20 protein-coding genes and 1 other annotated feature are annotated in these 18,195 nt (G+C 52.9%); all 20 genes read left to right on the top strand.

Annotated elements, in window-relative coordinates; genetic code table 11:
* The first annotated feature begins 5 nt into the window (after window positions 1-5).
* The 20 genes from NST43_RS24105 to NST43_RS24010 all read left to right on the top strand — a co-directional run bounded on the left by NST43_RS24105 (window position 6) and on the right by NST43_RS24010 (window position 18,187).
* Complete coding sequence (locus tag NST43_RS24105) at window positions 6-1,382, top strand: folylpolyglutamate synthase/dihydrofolate synthase family protein (protein WP_339219835.1); 1,377 nt, start codon at window positions 6-8, stop codon at window positions 1,380-1,382.
* A gap of 7 nt (window positions 1,383-1,389) precedes the next feature.
* Window positions 1,390-2,766, top strand: coding sequence for a UDP-N-acetylmuramate--L-alanine ligase (gene murC, locus NST43_RS24100; RefSeq protein WP_209993980.1), 1,377 nt, complete (start codon window positions 1,390-1,392; stop codon window positions 2,764-2,766).
* 228 nt (window positions 2,767-2,994) lie between these two features.
* The gene (locus NST43_RS24095; RefSeq protein ID WP_209993979.1) at window positions 2,995-4,176 is read left to right on the top strand and encodes a glycosyltransferase; all 1,182 of its coding nucleotides are present in this window, start codon (window positions 2,995-2,997) and stop codon (window positions 4,174-4,176) included.
* A 174-nt stretch (window positions 4,177-4,350) separates the two neighbouring features.
* Window positions 4,351-5,538, top strand: coding sequence for a glycosyltransferase (locus NST43_RS24090; protein ID WP_209993978.1), 1,188 nt, complete (start codon window positions 4,351-4,353; stop codon window positions 5,536-5,538).
* A gap of 91 nt (window positions 5,539-5,629) precedes the next feature.
* The gene (locus NST43_RS24085; protein WP_339219834.1) at window positions 5,630-6,970 is read left to right on the top strand and encodes an SPOR domain-containing protein; all 1,341 of its coding nucleotides are present in this window, start codon (window positions 5,630-5,632) and stop codon (window positions 6,968-6,970) included.
* A 224-nt stretch (window positions 6,971-7,194) separates the two neighbouring features.
* Window positions 7,195-7,440 (top strand): DUF4321 domain-containing protein, encoded by a 246-nt coding sequence (locus NST43_RS24080; RefSeq protein WP_036698966.1) that lies wholly within the window; start codon window positions 7,195-7,197, stop codon window positions 7,438-7,440.
* A gap of 37 nt (window positions 7,441-7,477) precedes the next feature.
* Window positions 7,478-8,083 (top strand): nucleoside triphosphate pyrophosphatase, encoded by a 606-nt coding sequence (locus NST43_RS24075; RefSeq protein ID WP_209993976.1) that lies wholly within the window; start codon window positions 7,478-7,480, stop codon window positions 8,081-8,083.
* Window positions 8,084-8,109: 26 nt separating this feature from the next.
* The gene (radC, locus tag NST43_RS24070) at window positions 8,110-8,799 is read left to right on the top strand and encodes a DNA repair protein RadC (protein WP_209993975.1); all 690 of its coding nucleotides are present in this window, start codon (window positions 8,110-8,112) and stop codon (window positions 8,797-8,799) included.
* 39 nt (window positions 8,800-8,838) lie between these two features.
* Complete coding sequence (locus NST43_RS24065) at window positions 8,839-9,873, top strand: rod shape-determining protein (RefSeq protein ID WP_209993974.1); 1,035 nt, start codon at window positions 8,839-8,841, stop codon at window positions 9,871-9,873.
* A 67-nt stretch (window positions 9,874-9,940) separates the two neighbouring features.
* On the top strand, window positions 9,941-10,810 hold the full coding sequence (mreC, locus tag NST43_RS24060; RefSeq protein ID WP_339219833.1) for a rod shape-determining protein MreC: 870 nt from the start codon (window positions 9,941-9,943) through the stop codon (window positions 10,808-10,810).
* Window positions 10,810-11,340, top strand: a complete 531-nt coding sequence (gene mreD, locus NST43_RS24055) for a rod shape-determining protein MreD (RefSeq protein ID WP_209993972.1) — start codon at window positions 10,810-10,812, stop codon at window positions 11,338-11,340. Before mreC ends, mreD begins: the two co-directional genes overlap by 1 nt.
* Window positions 11,341-11,421: 81 nt before the next feature.
* A complete protein-coding gene (minC, locus tag NST43_RS24050) occupies window positions 11,422-12,081 on the top strand; it encodes a septum site-determining protein MinC (protein WP_209993971.1) in 660 nt (219 codons plus the stop codon).
* Between the two features lie 5 nt (window positions 12,082-12,086).
* Window positions 12,087-12,881, top strand: a complete 795-nt coding sequence (gene minD / locus NST43_RS24045) for a septum site-determining protein MinD (protein ID WP_209993970.1) — start codon at window positions 12,087-12,089, stop codon at window positions 12,879-12,881.
* A gap of 166 nt (window positions 12,882-13,047) precedes the next feature.
* Window positions 13,048-13,908 (top strand): M23 family metallopeptidase, encoded by an 861-nt coding sequence (locus NST43_RS24040; protein WP_339219830.1) that lies wholly within the window; start codon window positions 13,048-13,050, stop codon window positions 13,906-13,908.
* Entirely contained in the window at window positions 13,901-14,743 is an 843-nt protein-coding gene (locus tag NST43_RS24035; RefSeq protein ID WP_209993968.1) for a site-2 protease family protein, read from the top strand. Before NST43_RS24040 ends, NST43_RS24035 begins: the two co-directional genes overlap by 8 nt.
* Before the next feature lie 32 nt (window positions 14,744-14,775).
* Window positions 14,776-16,017, top strand: coding sequence for an Rne/Rng family ribonuclease (locus NST43_RS24030; RefSeq protein WP_209993967.1), 1,242 nt, complete (start codon window positions 14,776-14,778; stop codon window positions 16,015-16,017).
* 100 nt (window positions 16,018-16,117) lie between these two features.
* Window positions 16,118-16,203, top strand: a sequence feature (ribosomal protein L21 leader region).
* Window positions 16,204-16,217: 14 nt separating this feature from the next.
* Window positions 16,218-16,529, top strand: coding sequence for a 50S ribosomal protein L21 (rplU, locus tag NST43_RS24025; RefSeq protein WP_036698983.1), 312 nt, complete (start codon window positions 16,218-16,220; stop codon window positions 16,527-16,529).
* Window positions 16,530-16,541: 12 nt separating this feature from the next.
* Complete coding sequence (locus NST43_RS24020; RefSeq protein WP_042139581.1) at window positions 16,542-16,877, top strand: ribosomal-processing cysteine protease Prp; 336 nt, start codon at window positions 16,542-16,544, stop codon at window positions 16,875-16,877.
* A gap of 17 nt (window positions 16,878-16,894) precedes the next feature.
* A complete protein-coding gene (rpmA, locus tag NST43_RS24015) occupies window positions 16,895-17,206 on the top strand; it encodes a 50S ribosomal protein L27 (protein ID WP_209993966.1) in 312 nt (103 codons plus the stop codon).
* 240 nt (window positions 17,207-17,446) lie between these two features.
* Window positions 17,447-18,187 carry a Spo0B domain-containing protein gene (locus NST43_RS24010; RefSeq protein WP_339219827.1) on the top strand — a complete coding sequence of 247 codons (741 nt, stop codon included), beginning with the start codon at window positions 17,447-17,449 and terminating at the stop codon, window positions 18,185-18,187.
* Window positions 18,188-18,195: the final 8 nt, after the last annotated feature.

Below are 18,195 nucleotides of genomic sequence, written 5' to 3'. Positions count from 1 at the left end.
CAGACATGGAAGAGATCATCCGGAGCGGCGCTGCCGCTCCCTTAAGTTCTTATACAGAAGCGGTAGACTGGATCAACAGTCTGATTCCTTTTGGAATCCGGCCGGGTCTGGAGCGGATAGAGCTGCTGATGGAGAAGCTGGGACATCCGCACCGCAAGCTCAAGTTCATTCATGTGGCCGGGACGAACGGCAAGGGATCGACCTGCGCCTTTTTGACCTCGGCCCTTATTCAGAGCGGATATTCGGTGGGGACCTTTACCTCTCCTTATATCACGAAGTTCACGAACCGGTTCCAGTACAACGGGACGGATATTCCCGAGGAGACTCTGCTGAAGCTTGCCAATCAGCTGCGTCCGCTGGTCGAGGAGATTGCGGGCAGTGAGCTGGGCTCACCGACCATGTTCGAGGTGGCGACGGCGCTGGCGATACTCTATTACGGCGAAGTCTGTTATCCCGATGTAGTCGTATGGGAGACGGGGCTTGGGGGAAGGCTGGATGTAACGAACATTGTTACTCCGGTTATATCAGTCATCACTAATGTTGGACATGATCATACCGATGTGCTGGGAGATACGCTTACGCTGATTGCCGGCGAGAAGGCTGGGATTATTAAGCCGGGCGTTCCTGTAGTCAGCTGTGTGAGTCAGCCGGAAGCTGTAGCTGTATTGAAGGCCAAGGCGGCATCTACCCGTTCGACACTCTATTTAGCCGGAGAAGATTTCAGCTATAGTAAGGTTAAGCAGAGAGACGGCTACCAGCACTTCACCTTCAACGGGCCGTTCCGGGGGCTTGAGCTGGATATTGCCATGAAGGGCGAACACCAGCTGGAGAATGCGGCCGGGGCGATGATGGCGCTTGAGGTGCTGCGGCAGTATATGGCCTTCATGCTGGAGGACGAGGATGTGCTGGAGGGCTTTCGCGGCACATTCTGGGCCGGAAGACTGGAGGAAGTGAGTACCTCACCCAGAATTATTCTGGACGGCGCGCACAATCCGGAAGGGGCAGAGAGCCTTGCGAAGAGTCTTCCGCAGTTCCAGCCTTACCGTAAATTAAATTTGCTCATGGGGATGCTGGCAAATAAGCATCACGAGTCGTATCTTAAGCATATACTGCCTATAGTGGATACGCTCATCCTGACCGAACCGGATTTCCGTAAGAAAATGGACGCGGAAGATCTGCAGGCTATTGCAGAGAGTCTGCGGAATAAGTATGCCAAGGACAACTTGGAAATTATAGTAGAACGTAATTGGGGCCAGGCGCTGCAGAAGCTGCAGACGATCACAGCGGACGATGACCTTGCGGTTGTGTCCGGAACGCTGTATTTGATTTCTGATGTGCGCAGTACGCTTTTACGGCAACCCGATTCTGAAAAAGGCTGGTGACGAACTGTTGGATACTACTGAACGTGTGCATTTTATAGGGATCGGCGGCTATGGCATGAGCGCGATTGCCCGGGTGATGCTGGAGATGGGATATACAGTTACGGGCTCAGACGTAGCTGCACAAGAGTTAACGGAGAAATTAATTGCCAAGGGTGCCAAGGTCTTCATCGGGCATACGGCGGAACAGGTAAAAGGTGCAGATCTGGTCGTCTATTCTACGGCGCTTGCAGCAGATAACGTGGAGTGGGTGGAAGCGGAGCGGCTGAAGATTCCGATTCTGCACCGTTCGCAGATGCTCGCGCGGCTGCTGAACCAGCGGAAGGGTGTAGCTGTTGCCGGAGCGCATGGCAAGACTACCACCTCCTCTATGATCGCATTGGTCATGGAAGACTGCGGCGTGGACCCTACCTATATTATCGGCGGGGAGATTATGAATGTCGGCACGAATGCCAAAGCGGGACAAGGGGAATTCGTCGTCGCGGAGGCCGATGAGAGTGACGGCTCCTTCCTGCAATACCATCCTTGGCTGGGAATCGTTACGAACATTGAAGCTGATCATCTGGAGAACTACGGCGGCGACTTCGGCAAGCTGAAGGATGCTTATGTTCAGTTCATGAATCAGCTGCGCGAGGATGGAACAGCTATCGTGTGTGCAGATGATGAGAATCTGAAATCCCTGCTGCCTAAGGTAAAAGGTACAGTGATCAGCTATGGGATCGAATCAGAAACGGCCGATTATACGGCGACTGATATTGTCCTCGGTGACCGGCAGGTATCCTATACCATGAATCATGGAAAAGAGGTATTAGGCCGTATCGAGCTCTCTATTCCGGGACAATACAATCTGTATAACTCTATGGCGGCAGTGATTTCTTGTCTGAAATCAGGCATTTCCTTTGAAGCCATTGCCGCTGCCATTGTGAAATTCCACGGCGCCAAACGGCGCTTCCAGGTGCTGGGCGAGGTTGACGAGATTCTCGTCATTGATGATTATGCGCATCATCCAACAGAGATTCAGGCTACGATCAGCGCCGCCAAGGCAACCGGCAAACGCATTATCGCCGTGTTCCAGCCGCAGCGCTACACGCGTACCTTCTTCCTGCTGGATGCGTTCAGCCGCGCGTTCAGCGAAGCGGACGAAGTGATTATCACCGATATCTACTCCCCTGCGGGTGAGAAGCAGATCGAGGGAGTTACCTCTGCCAAGCTGGTAGAGCTAATTGTACAGAACAGCAACGCCGGTGCACGGCATCTGCCGACAAAGGAAGATGTGCTGGCAGACCTGCAGAACCGCATTGCTCCCGGTGATCTGGTCATCACCATGGGTGCAGGCGATATCTGGAAGGTCGCTTATGCGCTGGCAGACAACCTGAAGAACCGGTAAGATAGCATCGTGTTGATTACAGAAACGGCTCCACATTCCTTTAATAGGGAGTGTAGGGCCGTTTTTTTGCATACGAAGTTACTATATTCCCCATAGAATCGCAGGATTGAGCGCCAGTTCGGCAGCGGGGAAGGAACTGCGTGGTCAAACACCCGAACTTGGGTAATAGATCCTAGATGTCCTGGGCAGTCCCGGGTAATAGATCAATGGAGAGTAGGAGAACAAGCCATGAAGGAACCATTGCTATTCATTTCCGCAGAGAATCCGTATCCGCAGGATAGCGGGGGCAAGCTGAGAACGGGCAATATTCTGAAGCTTCTGCTCGCCAAGTATGAGGTAGAGCTTATCACCTACGCCAATCCCCGGAAGACAGGGACGCCGGAGGGACTGCCGTCACTTACGGTGCATGAAGTGGAGCGTACGGTCAGCTACCGCAGAGCGCTTCTCCGTTCTTTATATACCTGGCGGAATTGCTCGTATATGAGCCATGTCGATGTGGATATGAAGGCGATGATTATTGAGCTCTGCAGCCGGAAGTCCTACAGCCATGTATTTATTTCGCACAGTCTGCTGGGTTGCTGCATTGACATTGTACAGCGCTCCCTGCCTGACACTGTGATTATTACCGATGCGCATAATTTCGAGAGTGGATTATCTGCACAGCTTGCAGGCGGCAAAAAGGGGATTGCCAAGGTCTACTATTCCCTTAATGCCGTATGGACGCGCAAGGATGAGCTTAAGCTGATGGACAAGACTAATGTGCTGCTTGCCACATCGGAAGAGGATGCCCTGTCCTTCAAGGCACTGGCTCCAAGCCAGTCGCATAAGGTCCATGTCATTCCGAATTTCATACGCATGGAGGATTACCGGACCAAGACGCTTTTTCCCAGAGAGCAGTGGATTATCCTTCCAGGTAATATGAACTACTTCCCTAACATTAACGCAGCACTCTACTTCTACCGCGAGGTATATCCGTTGATTAAGGCGAGGGTACCGGACATTAAGTGGTATATTGTCGGACGGGATGTGCATCCGGAGGTAGCGGCACTGGCCTTGAAGGATTCCTCTATCGTCATTACCGGATATGTGGATAGTGTGGCGGATTATATACGCAAGGCGCAGGTTGTCATTGCTCCACTGCTGGAAGGCAGCGGGACACGGCTGAAAATTCTGGAGGCCTGGGCGCTGAGGATCCCTGTCGTCTCCAGCTCCAAAGGGGCGGAAGGGCTGCTCTGCGAGCATTCCCGGAATATTATGATTGCCGATGATCCCGCTTCTTTTGCCGATAGTGTGACACTGCTGCTTCAGGATCACGAAAGAGGAGTAGTACTCGCGGACCGTGCTTACGAGACTCTGCTGGCACATTATGAGGCGGAAAGTGTCAAGGAGAAGCTGCTTTCCCTGGTCTGAAGGGGTGTGAAAGCTAAAAAAATTATTTCCCCCATAAATCGACAACCTTCTCCAGGGGAATGCGTTACTATAGATCTACATCGAAAGTTTCACATTCCTGGGCTGGATGTCATTCGGCCTCTTTGTTTCGTACACATTCATACACATTTTACATAGAACCAAGGAGCTATAGCCATGAGAGAGAGAATGCTGTTCCTTTCTGCCCGGAGTCATACGCCGGAAGACCGGGAAGGAGACATAAGAACAGAGAATTTCCTTGATATTCTGCTGGAGCGGTTTGATATTGATCTGCTGGAGTATTGCCACCACCGCCGCGAGACGCAGATTCTGCGCAGTCCGGCCCTGACCGTGCATCAGGTGAAGCGGCCTGCGGCCACCCGCAGAAGCCTGCTTTTTCCACTGAACAGGCTCCGTACGGATGCCTCAATGATCGGCAATGACAAGTCTCTGCGGGCGGTAATTACTGAAATGTGCAGCCAGCACGACTACAGCCATGTGTTTGTTTCGTATGCCATGCTCGGCAATGGGCTGGATCTGGTCTCCTCGCTGCTTCCCGGTGCGGTTATCGTCACCGACGTGCGCCGTGCCTATGGCAGACAGGCGCAGAGCCGGGCGGCTGGCAAGCGGGGAATCAGCACAGGCTACCGCAAGCTGAATAATGCCCTAATGCGCCGGGAGGAGCGCCGGTTCATGAACAAGACCAGCCTGCTGCTCGCCGCTTCAGAAGAAGAGGCGTTGTCCTTCAAGGCGTTATCCTTTGCCGATGCAGGCAAGGTGCATGTGGTTCCGCCGTACATTGATCTGAGCGAACCCCCTTATGCGGCTGCCGGAGATACTGCCAAGGATAACTCCATCGTTCTGCACTGGGACATGCATTCCACTCACGGCAAGAATGCAGCGCTGTTGTTCTTCAAGAAGGTATACCCGCTGGTTCAGGTGGCAGTGCCGGATCTCCGTTGCTGCGTGATTAGCGGGGAAGTGCATCCTGAGGTTGCAGCTGCGGCCCGGAAGGACTCTTCTATTCTAATCATCGGCGAAGCTATACAGACAGCCGATTATATCCGCCGGGCTAGAGCTGTGGTTGCCTCGTGCAGCGAGGACTGCGGCAGTCAGAGCAAGATTCTGGAGGCCTGGGCCCTCCGAACTCCGGTGGTCAGCAGCCTGAAGGGCTCAGAGGAGCTGATCTGCGAGCCGGGGCGGAATATTCTGCTGGCAGAAACAACGGCTGCCTTTGCCGAGCATCTGATCACACTGTTGACGACGCCGGAGCTTGGTTCCATTATCGCGGATCAGGCCTACCGGACACTGAGCAAGCATTATGCAGCAGACGGCGTGAAGGCGAAGGTGCTGAGCCTGGTGTAAATATATTAAAATAGCATATCTCTCTCGCAGCTTTCATATCTTTCAGTATAGAACTGAAGATCGCGAGGTGAGGGTATTGAATAACGGTAGAATGACATTCCGGTTCGACGGGGACCAGGGCAGACAGCGGATGGAGACGGCAGACCTCCGGGCGGTGAACGAAACCGGTGTGGTTGTGGAGGACAAGGACACTGACAAGGTGCAGCGCGGGGGAGTTAAGACATCCTCCTATTCCAAGGCCGATGAATATATTGTGGATCTGGAGAAGGTGGAATTGCCCCGGTCTGTAGAGACAGCCTACATGAAGCCCCCGGGCTCCAGCCGCCGGAAACTGAAAGCTCCTGAGGATAACTATGATTTGGGGCTGTATTCTGTTGCCCGTCCTGCTTCTGCAAGGAACCTGTGGGAACAGAGTGAAGATTCGGAGGAGCATCCCTTCTATGGAGAAGCGGACGGAGAAGATCTGTATTCGGCAGAGGAGTACTATCCGCTGTATGAAGATAACCGGGAATCAGCGCCGGACAGTTATGGTCAGTCCGGCGCTCAGGGGAACAGCTCCGGTGGCTCCTTCCATACCCGCCGTCCCTCGTATTGGTGGAAGTTCGCACTGTCCATAGCTGGAGCGCTGGGAACGGGAATTCTGCTCGGATACGCAGCCCTGTCGTTCATCACAGGAGGGACAGGGGAGACGGGGAAAGCTCCCGGCAATGCTGCGGTTAAGACGGGGATCACTCAGGGGCAGAATGCGGCAAACAGCGGTACCGCAGCAGATATAACGGGTGTGCCTGCTGAGCAGACGGGAGAAGCGGTGAGCGCGCAGATTCCGGTTCAGGTTGCACCGCAGAGCTATTATCTGTTGCAATATGGCGTATTCAGTACACCGGCAGGAGCGGAGCAGGCCCGGCAGGAGCTGCTGACCGCAGGCCTTGCCGCAGGCCTTGACCCGGCCGACGGCAACCGTGTGTACGCCGGGCTGTCTCCTGACCGTGAGCAGGCCAAGCTGCTCAGCAATGGCCTCAAGGGGCAGGGCATCGAGCTGTATGTGAGAGAAGTGTCCCTGCCAGCTGTGAACCAGGTCCGCTATACCGGAACGGGGGCGGCGGTGGACAGCTATTTCACAATCAGCAGCCAGCTGTTAAGCGAGCTGAGCAGCTTGTCTGCTTCCCTGCTTGTCGGGGGGGGCAGCGGGAACGGCGGAGGAGCAGTAAGTGATCTCCATATGCAGTGGACCCAGGCGGTCAAGGCGCTGGAGCCGGGCCTGACCCCGGAAGGGCAGAGAACCGCTGACGGGCTGGAGAAATCCATGAGCCGGGGAATAGCGGCGCTGAATGAATACAGCAAGAATAAGGCGGAGGGGCTGCTCTGGGAAGTGCAGGAGGCCATGATGAGCTTCCTGACCGGCCAAAAAAGCCTGCTGTCCGCCATGAGCTGACAGCTTAAGCGTAAAGCACCGCCAGCCATAGGTTGAAAGATCCCCCGTACCGGACGAGATGCCCGGCGGGGGATTGCTGTATTTCCGGCGGTAATCATGAGCTATGCTGAAATCTGCAGCCTGCATACGTGGTAAACATTCCCTGGATGGATTTTGAGTTTGTATTGAACTCCGTTTCACCGTATAATAATTAGGGTGTCAAAAAATGGCGAGGGAAGACTTGAATGAAGAAGAAAAATGTAGGAACACTGCTGTTATTTCTTATTCTGGGCTGGCTGGCTGGAGCCTGGATTGCCAAGCTGCTGGAACCTGTACAAGCTCTGTCTTTTCTTACAGCCTCGACTGTCCTCAAGTGGTCGCCGCAAGCCGATTTGGACATCATAACCTATGACATTACAATCCATTTGAAACTGTGCCTGCTCAGTCTTGCCGGTATCATTACAGCCGTATGGCTGTACCGCAGACTGTAGCCTTAGCTGGCAGCATCAGGAAGGGACGTTTATTACAGTGGAGCTTGACAACAACACACGGCATATTATTCTGGCCTCAGGCTCGCCGCGGCGGCGTGAACTGTTAGCCTCGCTTGGCCTGCCCTTCGAGGTGCTGTCCAGCGATGCTGATGAGAGTACGCCGCCTGAATGGAGCCCTGAAGCTATTGTACGGAACCTGGCCCTGCGTAAGGCAGAAGCCGTGATTCCTGTTGCCGGAGACCGGGATGCCGTTATTATCGGCAGCGACACGATTGTTGTGCTTGACGAAATGGTGCTCGGCAAGCCGGCGGACGAACAGGACAGCGCCAGAATGCTGGGCATGCTGCAAGGCCGGACGCATCAGGTATACACCGGGGTGGCCTGCATCGGTCCCGCAGAGGGACGTACCCTGGTAGATCATAGGGTAACCTCTGTAACTATGAGAGCAATGAGCGAAGAGGAAATCTCCGCTTACATAGCGACCGGGGAGCCTGCCGACAAAGCCGGCTCTTACGCGATACAAGGACTGGGCGCCACCCTGGTGGAAGAAATTGAAGGCTGCTATTTTAATGTGGTCGGTCTGCCGCTGTCACTGCTAAGCGGCATGTTGTCCGGGTTTGGCATTTCGGTGCTGAACCGGTAAGGGTAGCCGAAGAAAGAAGGTTAGGGATGGAGTCGCAATCATTTATGCTGCGTGACCTCCCCCATGAAGAACGACCACGAGAGCGCATGATGCATTATGGGGCGGAATCATTAAGTCAGGCGGAGCTTCTGGCTATTCTGCTGCGCACAGGTGCGCACCGTGAATCAGCCATTCATATCGCCCAGCGGCTCTTGAGCCATGCAGGCGGTCTCCGCGGACTGGCGGATCTGAGTATTGAAGAATTGACAACAATCAACGGCATCGGCCCCGCCAAGGCCGTGCAACTCAAAGCAGGCATAGAGCTGGGAAGACGCATGGCGAATTCCCGGCTTACCGAACCGGTCATTATCCGCAGTCCCCAGGACGCGGCGGAGATTCTGACCGAACAGCTGCGTTATTTGCAGAAGGAGCATTTTATCTGCCTGTTCCTGAATACGAAGAATCATGTTATTGCGCAGGAAACATTGTCCATGGGTAGCCTTAATGCCTCCATTGTGCATCCCCGCGAGGTGTTCCGGGCAGCCATGAAATGCAGCAGCGCAGCTATTATATGCGCACATAATCATCCGAGCGGTGATCCTACGCCGAGCCCTGAAGACATCTCCCTGACCTCCAGGCTGATGCAGGCAGGCGAGATTGTCGGAATCGATGTGCTCGATCACCTGGTTATCGGAGACAGCAGCTATGTAAGTTTGAAAGAAAAAGGGTATATGTAATACAATTGTCCAGATTCACAAGGAAAAGGAGCATACAAGATGTTAGGTGGTTTTACGAAAGACTTAGGAATTGACTTGGGGACAGCGAATACGCTTGTCTACGTGCGCGGTAAAGGGATCGTTGTCAGAGAGCCGTCCGTGGTAGCCATTAATACTGATACTAAGACGATTGAAGCGGTAGGGGAATCTGCCAAAAAAATGATCGGACGCACACCGGGCAACATCCGTGCTATCCGTCCAATGAAGGATGGGGTCATTGCCGATTTCGATACTACGGCAACCATGATCAAATATTTCATCCGCCAGGCCCAGAAGCAGCGCTCGATGTTCCAGCGCCATCCGAATGTTATGGTCTGTGTACCTTCCGGAATTACTGCCGTTGAACAGCGTGCGGTAGAGGATGCCACGAAGCAGGCCGGAGCGCGGGAAGCCTATATTATCGAGGAGCCTTTTGCAGCTGCCATCGGTGCAGATCTTCCTGTATGGGAGCCAACCGGAAGTATGGTTGTAGATATCGGCGGCGGAACTACCGAGGTGGCGGTGATCTCACTCGGCGGTATTGTTACCAGCCGTTCTGTACGTGTGGCAGGGGATGATGCGGATGAATCTATCATTCAATACATCAAGCGCCAGTACAATCTCATGATCGGTGAACGTACCTCCGAGCAGCTCAAGATGGATGTGGGCTCTGCCCTGCCGCTGGAGAAGGCCGAGACGATGGAGATCCGCGGACGAGATCTGGTAACCGGCCTGCCGAAGACGCTGACCGTTACCTCCGATGAAATTTGTGAAGCTCTGTCTGATACCGTGAATGCCATTGTTGAAGCTGTGAAGGTTACGCTGGAGAAATGTCCACCGGAGCTGGCTGCCGATATTATGGACCGCGGCATTGTGCTTACGGGTGGCGGCGCGCTTCTGCGCAACCTGGACAAGCTGCTGGCGCGTGAGACCGGAATGCCAGTAATCGTGGCTGAGAATCCGCTGGACTGTGTAGCAATCGGCACAGGCAAGGCGTTGGAGAATATCCACCTGTTCAAGAGCCGCAGCAGTTCAGGCTTCCGCTCCAAACGCTAGGATCATGCTGACTGTGAACGTCAACCCCTGAGGTTGGAGAAATACGGTTATTAGAGGGTGCTCGAGATTGTTTAAGCTGTTTAACAATAAACGACTGTTTATATTGCTGATTACGCTGGTCACGTTTATCGTTCTGATGGGCTTCAGCCTGGGGCAGAGAAAGACCCTGTCCTGGCCGGAGAACTTCCTCAGGGATACGACCGGATTCGTACAGAAATTGTTCTACAAGCCCGCTGGATACGTAGCGGGCTTCTTCCAAGATATCGGAACTCTGAATGAGCTGGCCGAAGAGAACCAGCGGCTTAAGATTTTGGCTGCGCAGTACGCCCGGGATAAGGCGCAATTTAATTTCATTAAAGCCAAGAATGAACAATATGAAAAGGATCTTCAATTCACTAAAGCTCAAAAGAACATGTATAAATATGAATATCTGATCTCCAATGTGGTCAGTGTAACGACAGAACCGGGCAATAATACACTTGTTATTGATTTGGGTGCGAAAGATGGCATTAGACTGAATATGTCCGTAACTTCTATCGAGGGGCTTGTAGGAGTTATAAGTAATGTAAGTAACTTCACCTCTACGGTGAAGCTGATGACAATGATGGATATCAACGACCCGAACTCACAGCCTCCTATAGCGGCAACCGCTGTTAACAAGGAAGGCAAGACCTTTGGGATGATTGAGAGCTATGATCAGCAGACCGGAATGCTGCTGATGAACAAAATTCCCGTAGGCGATCCGATTGCCAAGGATGATATCATTATCTCATCGGGTATTGGAGGACGATATCCTCGCGGTGTGCCTATCGGCACGGTGGAAGAAGTCAAGGTAGGGCAGTACGGGTTCACCTCTACAGCGATTATCAAGCCAGCGGCAGGATTCCAGGACTGGAAGGAACTCTTCGTTGTCTATACGGAGGAGCGTGTAGAATAGTGAGGATGCGCAGACCTGTCCTGGTACTTTTGTTATTCTTATTATTTATTGTGGAAGGCACAGTGCTTCCCTGGCTGATTCCTGATGCCTGGGCGATGCGGATTGTTCCTGATCTCGTCTTCATCGTGATTCTGTTCGTAACGGTATACCATCACCGGCATACGGCACTTATTCTGGGCTTATCCTTCGGGATGCTGCATGATGTGGTCTTCTATGGCCGCATTCTGGGGGCACATTCCTTTGCCATGGGCTTATCTGCCTACCTGATCGGACTGATATTCCAGATTCCCCGCGCGCCGCTGCCTCTGATGATGACAGCGGTGCTGCTGGGCAGCCTGCTGAAGGACAGTATTCTTTTTGCCATTTATAATGTATTTAATCTAAGCCAGGAGCCTTACAATTGGGCGCTACTACATCATATGCTGCCTACTATGCTGATTCATTTTGCTGCAGGCCTGCTTCTCTACATTCCGCTCCGGCGCCAGCTGGAGCTGCTGAAGAAAGAGACGCTTGATGAGGAAGCTGCCTAAGCTGCAGCGGTATTTTCTTATCGCCCAAAGAAGGAATTTGCCCGGCCCGGCACGAATGAATGAGGATAGGGGGACAGGCATATGACAGTTAAATCCAAGCATGTAAGGATTAAGGGCATCAAGGATGGCCTGGTATTCCTGTTAGACGACAAGTGTCCCTTTGAAGATCTCTTAAGCGAGCTTCGCTACAAGCTGGAGCACAGCCATCAAAATATTCTGACCGGACCGATTGTGCATGTGGATATTAAGCTGGGCAACCGTGCTGTTACTGAAGAAGATAAAGAGGCGGTATTGGATATCCTCAAGAGCCAGGGGAATCTGCTGATCCGTTCGGTTGAAGCGATTGAAGATCCTGAAGAGAAGGATACGGAAGCCTTGTTCATGATGAGCGGAATGCTCCGCTCGGGGCAGATGCTGCATCATGAGGGTAATCTGCTGTTCCTCGGCGATGTGAATCCGGGAGGCACCATTACCTGTTCAGGAGATATCTATATTCTTGGAGCGCTCAAAGGGATGGCACACGCCGGAATCAACGGTAACCAGGAGGCTATTATTGCAGCTTCCCTCCTCGCGCCTACCCAGCTCCGGATTGCTGAGATTATCAGCAGGCCGCCGGATGAATGGGGAACCCGGGAGAGCAGTATGGAATTTGCCTATTTATCAGGCGGTGCTATGCAAATCGACAAAATTCATAATATAGTGAAGTTACGTCAGGATTTAAATGTCTTTAAAGGGGTGTAGCCTCCATGGGAGAAGCGATTGTCGTAACCTCAGGCAAAGGCGGAGTTGGCAAGACAACCACAACAGCCAACATTGGGACCGCACTTGCCCTGCAGGGCAAAAAAGTATGTCTGGTGGATACGGACATTGGACTGCGGAATCTGGATGTTGTCATGGGGCTGGAAAACCGGATCATTTATGATCTTGTCGATGTAGCGGAGGGCCGTTGCCGTCTGAATCAGGCGCTGGTCAAGGACAAGCGCTTCGATGAGCTGTACATGCTGCCCGCAGCCCAGACCAAGGATAAGACCGCAGTTACACCGGAGCAGGTCAAGGACATCATTCTTGAACTTAAGAAGGAATATGAGTATATTCTGATCGATTGTCCGGCAGGTATCGAGCATGGCTTCCGCAATGCGATTGCCGGTGCCGATAAAGCGATTGTGGTCACTACTCCAGAGCATGCTGCAGTACGGGATGCAGACCGGGTTATCGGTCTCTTGGAGCAGTCGCATGTGGAATCTCCGAAGCTGGTGGTTAACCGTATCCGTCAGGGCTTGGTGAAATCCGGGGATATGCTCGATATTGAGGATATTCTACAGGTGCTTAATATTGATCTGATCGGAATTGTGCCAGATGATGAGCAGGTCATCCGGGCGGCGAACAACGGAGAGCCTACCGTAATGAACCCGGACTCCTTGGCAGCGATTGCTTACCGTAATATTGCCCGGCGTATTCTTGGCGACGCGGTGCCGCTGATGCAGCTTGACCAGAAGACGGGCGCCTTCAAGAAGCTCAAGAAATTTTTTGGAATGGGCTGAATCCCGGCCACGCACTTATACACGGTAATCTTCTGTTAAGAGCCCGCTGCTGAGCAATCACGAGCGGGCTTTTTGGTGTTTCTCGGTAACTTGGACAGGGCTTGTTCTAAAGCAGCTTCCGGCACTCATAAAATAGAAGTAAAACAAGCCCGCCGGAGGGATCAGGATGGAATACCCGAGAGAGTCCAAGAACCTACGTAAGAAACGTATACAGAGTCTGCTGGAGGAAAAGCCGGCAGCCGGAGCAGCACCAGAGCGGTTCCGGTTGCCTGACAGTCCTCCCTCCTTCAGAGAATGGGGGGCAGGTGACAGGAATGAATTTGCCTCTTCCCCTGAGCCCGATCCCGAAACGATGTGGAAGCAGCAGCGGGGTCACTGGGAGGATGAAGGCGGTAAGGGACCGGGACAGGGCTTCCGTGCGGGTCTGCTGCGGCGGACCGTGGCCAGTCTGCTGGTCTTCGGCGCGGTCTGGGGCATCTTTGCAGTCCAGCAGCCATGGGCAGTGAAGGCGCAGTACTTTATTACAGACATCCTCAGCAAGGATATGGATTTTGCAGCGGCGCAGGTGTGGTACGAGGAACATTTTAATGGAGCCCCGTCCTTCATTCCGATTTTCGGAGATGAACAGGTGCCGGCAGAGAAGGTGACAGCCGCTCATGAGCTTAGCGCTCCGCTTGCGGGAAGCATTGTACGTCCCTTTGCTACTTCGCTTAATGGCATTGAAATTGTACCGGCAGACGATTCAAGTGCCAGCGTCACGGTGAAAAGTGTAGATACGGGCCGGGTGCTGGCCGTTTCGAAGGAAGCCCGGGGGGGCATCCGTATTACAGTCCGCCATACCGGGGAGATCACGGCAGAATACGGTCATTTGAGCGGGACACGGCTCGCGGTGGATGACTGGGTACAGAGCGGAGACGAAATAGGCTGGATTCAGGGGACGGAGGATGCCCGGGTCCCGTTGCTTTTTTTTGCGATTATGAAAGACAAGTCTTATATTGATCCCGCCGAAGTGGTATCGTTTGATTAGGGTCTACGGCATTGAATTGTCACTGCATCCGCTCTTCGTGCTGATTCTCATGGTTTCCGTGCTTACCGGACAGTTCCTGGAGCTGCTCACATTGTTCCTGATCGTATTTATTCATGAGCTTGGACATGTGTGCGCGGCGCTGCTGGTCGGAGTTAACGTCAGATCGGTCCAACTGCTGCCCTTCGGCGGCGTTGCGGTTATAGAGGATCATGGGCGGCTTACGGCTGTCCGTGAGATCGGAATTGCCCTGGCTGGTCCGCTGCAGAACGGAATTATGATTCTGATGGCGCTGGCGCTTAAGCAGGTGGAGTATGGAAATATCGCCTATCTGGATTATTTTATCGGAGCCAATGCGATGATCGCTCTGTTCAATCTGCTGCCGGTGCTTCCGCTGGACGGAGGCAAAGTCCTTCAGGCAGCCCTGAGTATGCTGCTCCCCTATTATTACACGCTGCTGTGGACCGGCAGAGTCAGCATTGCGGCTAGCCTGCTTGTGATAATGTCCGCACTTCTTCCGCTGGGGAGCGGGGGCGGCCTCCAGCTTAACCTGCTGATGATCGGAGCGTTTCTGCTCTATTCCAACTGGACGGACCAGCGCAATTTGCCGTACCGGTTTGTTGGTTTTTTGATGAACCGTGAGCGGATCTATGAGCGTTATCTGCTGGCGGAGAACATTGCCCGTCCAATAGTTGCCGCTTCCGCGAAACCTTTGGATGAGATATTGCGTCTATTTAAACGTAACCATTATCATTATATCTATGTGATGAACAACGATAGGGATATCGTAGCCGTTATGCCGGAGCAGCGTCTGATTGCTTCTTATTTCGGAAAGTAAAAGCGAGCTTGATTCAAACCAGAGGTGAAGCCATGAAACAAATGATCGTTCACTGTACACAGCATATTACCCGCATGGCACTTCTGGAGAACGGGAGGCTGGTAGAATATGCGGCTGAACGCGATCAGCAGCAAGGCCTGGTCGGGAGTTATTATAAAGGTCGGGTTATGAATGTGCTGCCGGGTATGCAGGCGGCTTTTGTAGATATCGGACAGAAAAAGAATGCGTTCCTATATGTTGATGATGTGCTGCATCCCCATCTCGACAAGCAGCCGGAGGTAAAGCCTTCAATTGAGACGCTGCTGCAGCCCGGCCAGGAGATTGTCGTCCAGGTGAGAAAAGAACCGCGGGGCGGCAAGGGTGCGCGGGTAACCACGCATTATACACTGCCCGGACGCTGGATGGTGTACATGCCCTTTGCCGAATATGTCGGGGTCTCCAAAAAAATAAGCCGCGAATCCGAGCGCAGTCGGCTCAAAGGCATCGGCGAGCGGCTGCGCCAAGGGGAGGAAGGGCTCATTATGCGCACGGTCTCCGAGGACGAGCCGGTGGATGCCGTGGAAGGGGATCTGGCTTTTCTGCGGGCACAATGGGAAGTGATTACCCGGCGTTCCAAGGAAGTGACGGCACCGGCCCTGCTGCACTGTGATCTGAGCATCGTCCAGCGGTTCATCCGGGATGCCTTCAATCCGCAGCGCGATGAGCTGATGATTGATTCGGCCAAGTCGGTGAAGGAGGCGGAAGCCTTCCTTACAGATATGGCTCCTGAAGGGTACAAGCCTGTGGGATTCTACCGGGGACAGGAGTCCATTTTCTCCGCTTACGGGGTGATGGATCAGCTTCACAAGAGCTTTGCCCGCAAAATCGTCCTCGAAGGCGGGGCTACACTCATCTGGGATGAGACAGAGGCCTTGACCGTCATTGACGTCAATACAGCCCAGTACACCGGCGGGACGAACCTTGAGGATACGGTAACACGGACCAATCTGCTCGCTGCAGAGGAGATCGGGCGGCTTGTCCGGCTCCGGGATACGGGCGGCATTATTATTGTTGATTTCATTGATATGGAACGGGAAGAGCACCGCAGGCAGGTGACGGACAAGCTGGAGAGCATCATCAGCCGGGACCGGACCAAGACCCATATTCTCGGCTGGACCCATCTCGGTCTGCTGGAGATGACCCGTAAGAAGGCCAGACATGATTCCGCCGGATTTGCCCCGGTGATCTGCCAGTGCTGCGGCGGTACAGGCAAGGTTGGAACATGGCTGGAGTAGGCGAGAGACGATAGGATGTATATGTTTTGTGGGGAGATATTGACTTGGACCAATATGTATGATAATATCTTCAAGTATGTGTTTGGTTGTTCCATTCCTGCACATGCTGTAACCGCTCCGATCGGGTAGATGAAGTGTAATTCCTCCGGGGATTGCCACCTTGACTAGGCGAGTCTGAGACATGAGGAGGTGCAAGTACAATGTATGCAATTATCGAAACTGGTGGTAAACAATACAAAGTCCAAGAGGGCGATGTTTTGTTCATTGAGAAGCTGGAAGCTGAAGACGGCGCAAGCGTAACGTTTGACCGTGTCTTGGCTGTTTCTAACGAAGGTGGTTTGACTGCAGGAACTCCGCTGGTAAGCGGCGCGTCTGTAACAGCCAAAGTCGAGAAGCATGGTAAGGGTCATAAGGTTGTAGTTTACAAATACAAACCTAAGAAGAACTACCACAAGAAACAAGGCCATCGTCAACCGTACACCAAAGTAACTATCGAGAAGATTCAGGCGTAAGAAGGTGCGTTAATGATTAACGTACGGATTACACGGGCTTCTGCTCAGGGTGTCATTGTCGGTTTTGCCGTCAAGGGGCATGCGGAATACGCTAGGAATGGGAAAGACATCGTCTGCGCGGGTGTTTCGACGGTTACCGTTGGAACTGTGAATGCGATTGAGAGCCTGACCGGTGTCGTTCTGGATACTTCGATGAAGGATGGATTCTTAAGCGGAACCCTGGTTCCCGTGAATGATCCCGAAGTCTCCGCCAAGGTACAGCTTTTGCTGGAATCCATGGTGCTAATGCTCAAGGATATCGCTAAATCTTACAGAAAATTTGTTCAGATACAGGAAGTCATTATTTGAAGAAGGAGGTTGACAACATGTTGAAATTGGATCTTCAATTATTCGCATCGAAAAAAGGTGTAGGTTCCACAAGAAACGGACGTGATTCCCACTCCAAACGTCTTGGCGTGAAACGTGCTGACGGTCAAGCAGTAACCGGCGGCAACATCTTGGTTCGTCAACGCGGAACCAAAATCCACCCGGGCACGAACGTGGGCATTGGTAAAGATGACACACTGTTCGCACTTGTGGACGGCGTAGTGAAGTTCGAACGTTGGGGACGCGACCGCAAAAAAGTGAGCGTGTATCCGGTGGATGTCGCTCCGGTAGCAGCGGCACTGGAAGCGTAAGCTTACGGAACCTATGAAGATGAGAAGCCTCCGGCATGAGTGCCGGGGGCTTTTTTTGAAATTGTTTCGGGGTCCCCGCACAGTACCTGAGTAAGCATCGAAGCTTAAGCCTCACTTTGTGGGGGGATTCTGGTGATTGCGGAGAAAGCCTGTGTTATACTGGAAAATGGTGAATATGAAGCAAGATGAGCAGTGCTTACATTGGAATCAATTTTGCGAACCGAGGGACGGGGAGAAAGAATGAAATCCTGGAAAAGTAAGGTCTGGGCAGTCATGTTATCCGCAGTGTTTCCTTTAGGTCTCGTGTATTGGCAAACCTCCCTTTTCACATGCCTGCTGCTCGGAGTCTGGGTAGCGGCAGTGCTTGCATTCAGCTTTGTTTACAACCGGCGTCAATATGAAGAGGAACTGCGTATACAGGAGAATACTCTGCAGCAGGCGGCAAACCGGACACTGAATCATCATCGTCATGACTGGATGAATGATCTGCAGGTGCTTTACGGATATATCCAGTTGGGCAAGCCTGATAAATCCGTACAATGTGTGGAAAGAATAAAGGAGCGTATTGCGCTCGACAGCCGTATTGCCAAATTGGGAGTGCCTTCCCTGGTGTTCTACCTCCAATCCTTCCGTACGTTCAGAAGCAGTCTGGAGCTGGACATACAGGTGGAGGAAGGGCTTCAGCTGGAGGACAAGTTGAGTCCTGAGGCAGGGTCTGAGCTGACTTCGGTAATTATGCAGACGGTTAGGGCTTACCAGTACAGCGGAATAACGCCGCATGGAGACACGCGGAAGCTTGAGCTCAGCTTTTCACAGGAGGGAAGGGACATTCTGATCTCTTTCAAAGGTGAGGGAGAGCAAGGTCATCCCGAGCTGCTTCAGGGGCAAATTTATAATATAGTACAAGGAAAAATCATGAAGGCGGAGCAGGTTCAGCCTGCCAAGGGCTATGTGGAACTGCGGTTACCGCTGGAGATGTAAGGAAGGTG

The organism is Paenibacillus sp. FSL H8-0332 (assembly GCF_037963835.1).
Classification (GTDB): Bacteria; Bacillota; Bacilli; order Paenibacillales; family Paenibacillaceae; genus Paenibacillus_AQ; species Paenibacillus_AQ rhizoplanae.
Note: the sequence above shows the minus strand (reverse complement) of the source record. Positions and strands in the feature narration are given on the sequence as shown.

Coding starts and splice junctions, on each gene's coding strand:
- NST43_RS24105 (WP_339219835.1), top strand. CDS start 6: ATGGAAGAGATCATCCGGAGCGGCGCTGCCGCTCCCTTAAGTTCTTAT.
- NST43_RS24095 (WP_209993979.1), top strand. CDS start 2,995: ATGAAGGAACCATTGCTATTCATTTCCGCAGAGAATCCGTATCCGCAG.
- NST43_RS24090 (WP_209993978.1), top strand. CDS start 4,351: ATGAGAGAGAGAATGCTGTTCCTTTCTGCCCGGAGTCATACGCCGGAA.
- NST43_RS24085 (WP_339219834.1), top strand. CDS start 5,630: ATGACATTCCGGTTCGACGGGGACCAGGGCAGACAGCGGATGGAGACG.
- NST43_RS24080 (WP_036698966.1), top strand. CDS start 7,195: ATGAAGAAGAAAAATGTAGGAACACTGCTGTTATTTCTTATTCTGGGC.
- radC (WP_209993975.1), top strand. CDS start 8,110: ATGGAGTCGCAATCATTTATGCTGCGTGACCTCCCCCATGAAGAACGA.
- NST43_RS24065 (WP_209993974.1), top strand. CDS start 8,839: ATGTTAGGTGGTTTTACGAAAGACTTAGGAATTGACTTGGGGACAGCG.
- minC (WP_209993971.1), top strand. CDS start 11,422: ATGACAGTTAAATCCAAGCATGTAAGGATTAAGGGCATCAAGGATGGC.
- minD (WP_209993970.1), top strand. CDS start 12,087: ATGGGAGAAGCGATTGTCGTAACCTCAGGCAAAGGCGGAGTTGGCAAG.
- NST43_RS24040 (WP_339219830.1), top strand. CDS start 13,048: ATGGAATACCCGAGAGAGTCCAAGAACCTACGTAAGAAACGTATACAG.
- NST43_RS24030 (WP_209993967.1), top strand. CDS start 14,776: ATGAAACAAATGATCGTTCACTGTACACAGCATATTACCCGCATGGCA.
- rplU (WP_036698983.1), top strand. CDS start 16,218: ATGTATGCAATTATCGAAACTGGTGGTAAACAATACAAAGTCCAAGAG.
- NST43_RS24020 (WP_042139581.1), top strand. CDS start 16,542: ATGATTAACGTACGGATTACACGGGCTTCTGCTCAGGGTGTCATTGTC.
- rpmA (WP_209993966.1), top strand. CDS start 16,895: ATGTTGAAATTGGATCTTCAATTATTCGCATCGAAAAAAGGTGTAGGT.
- NST43_RS24010 (WP_339219827.1), top strand. CDS start 17,447: ATGAAATCCTGGAAAAGTAAGGTCTGGGCAGTCATGTTATCCGCAGTG.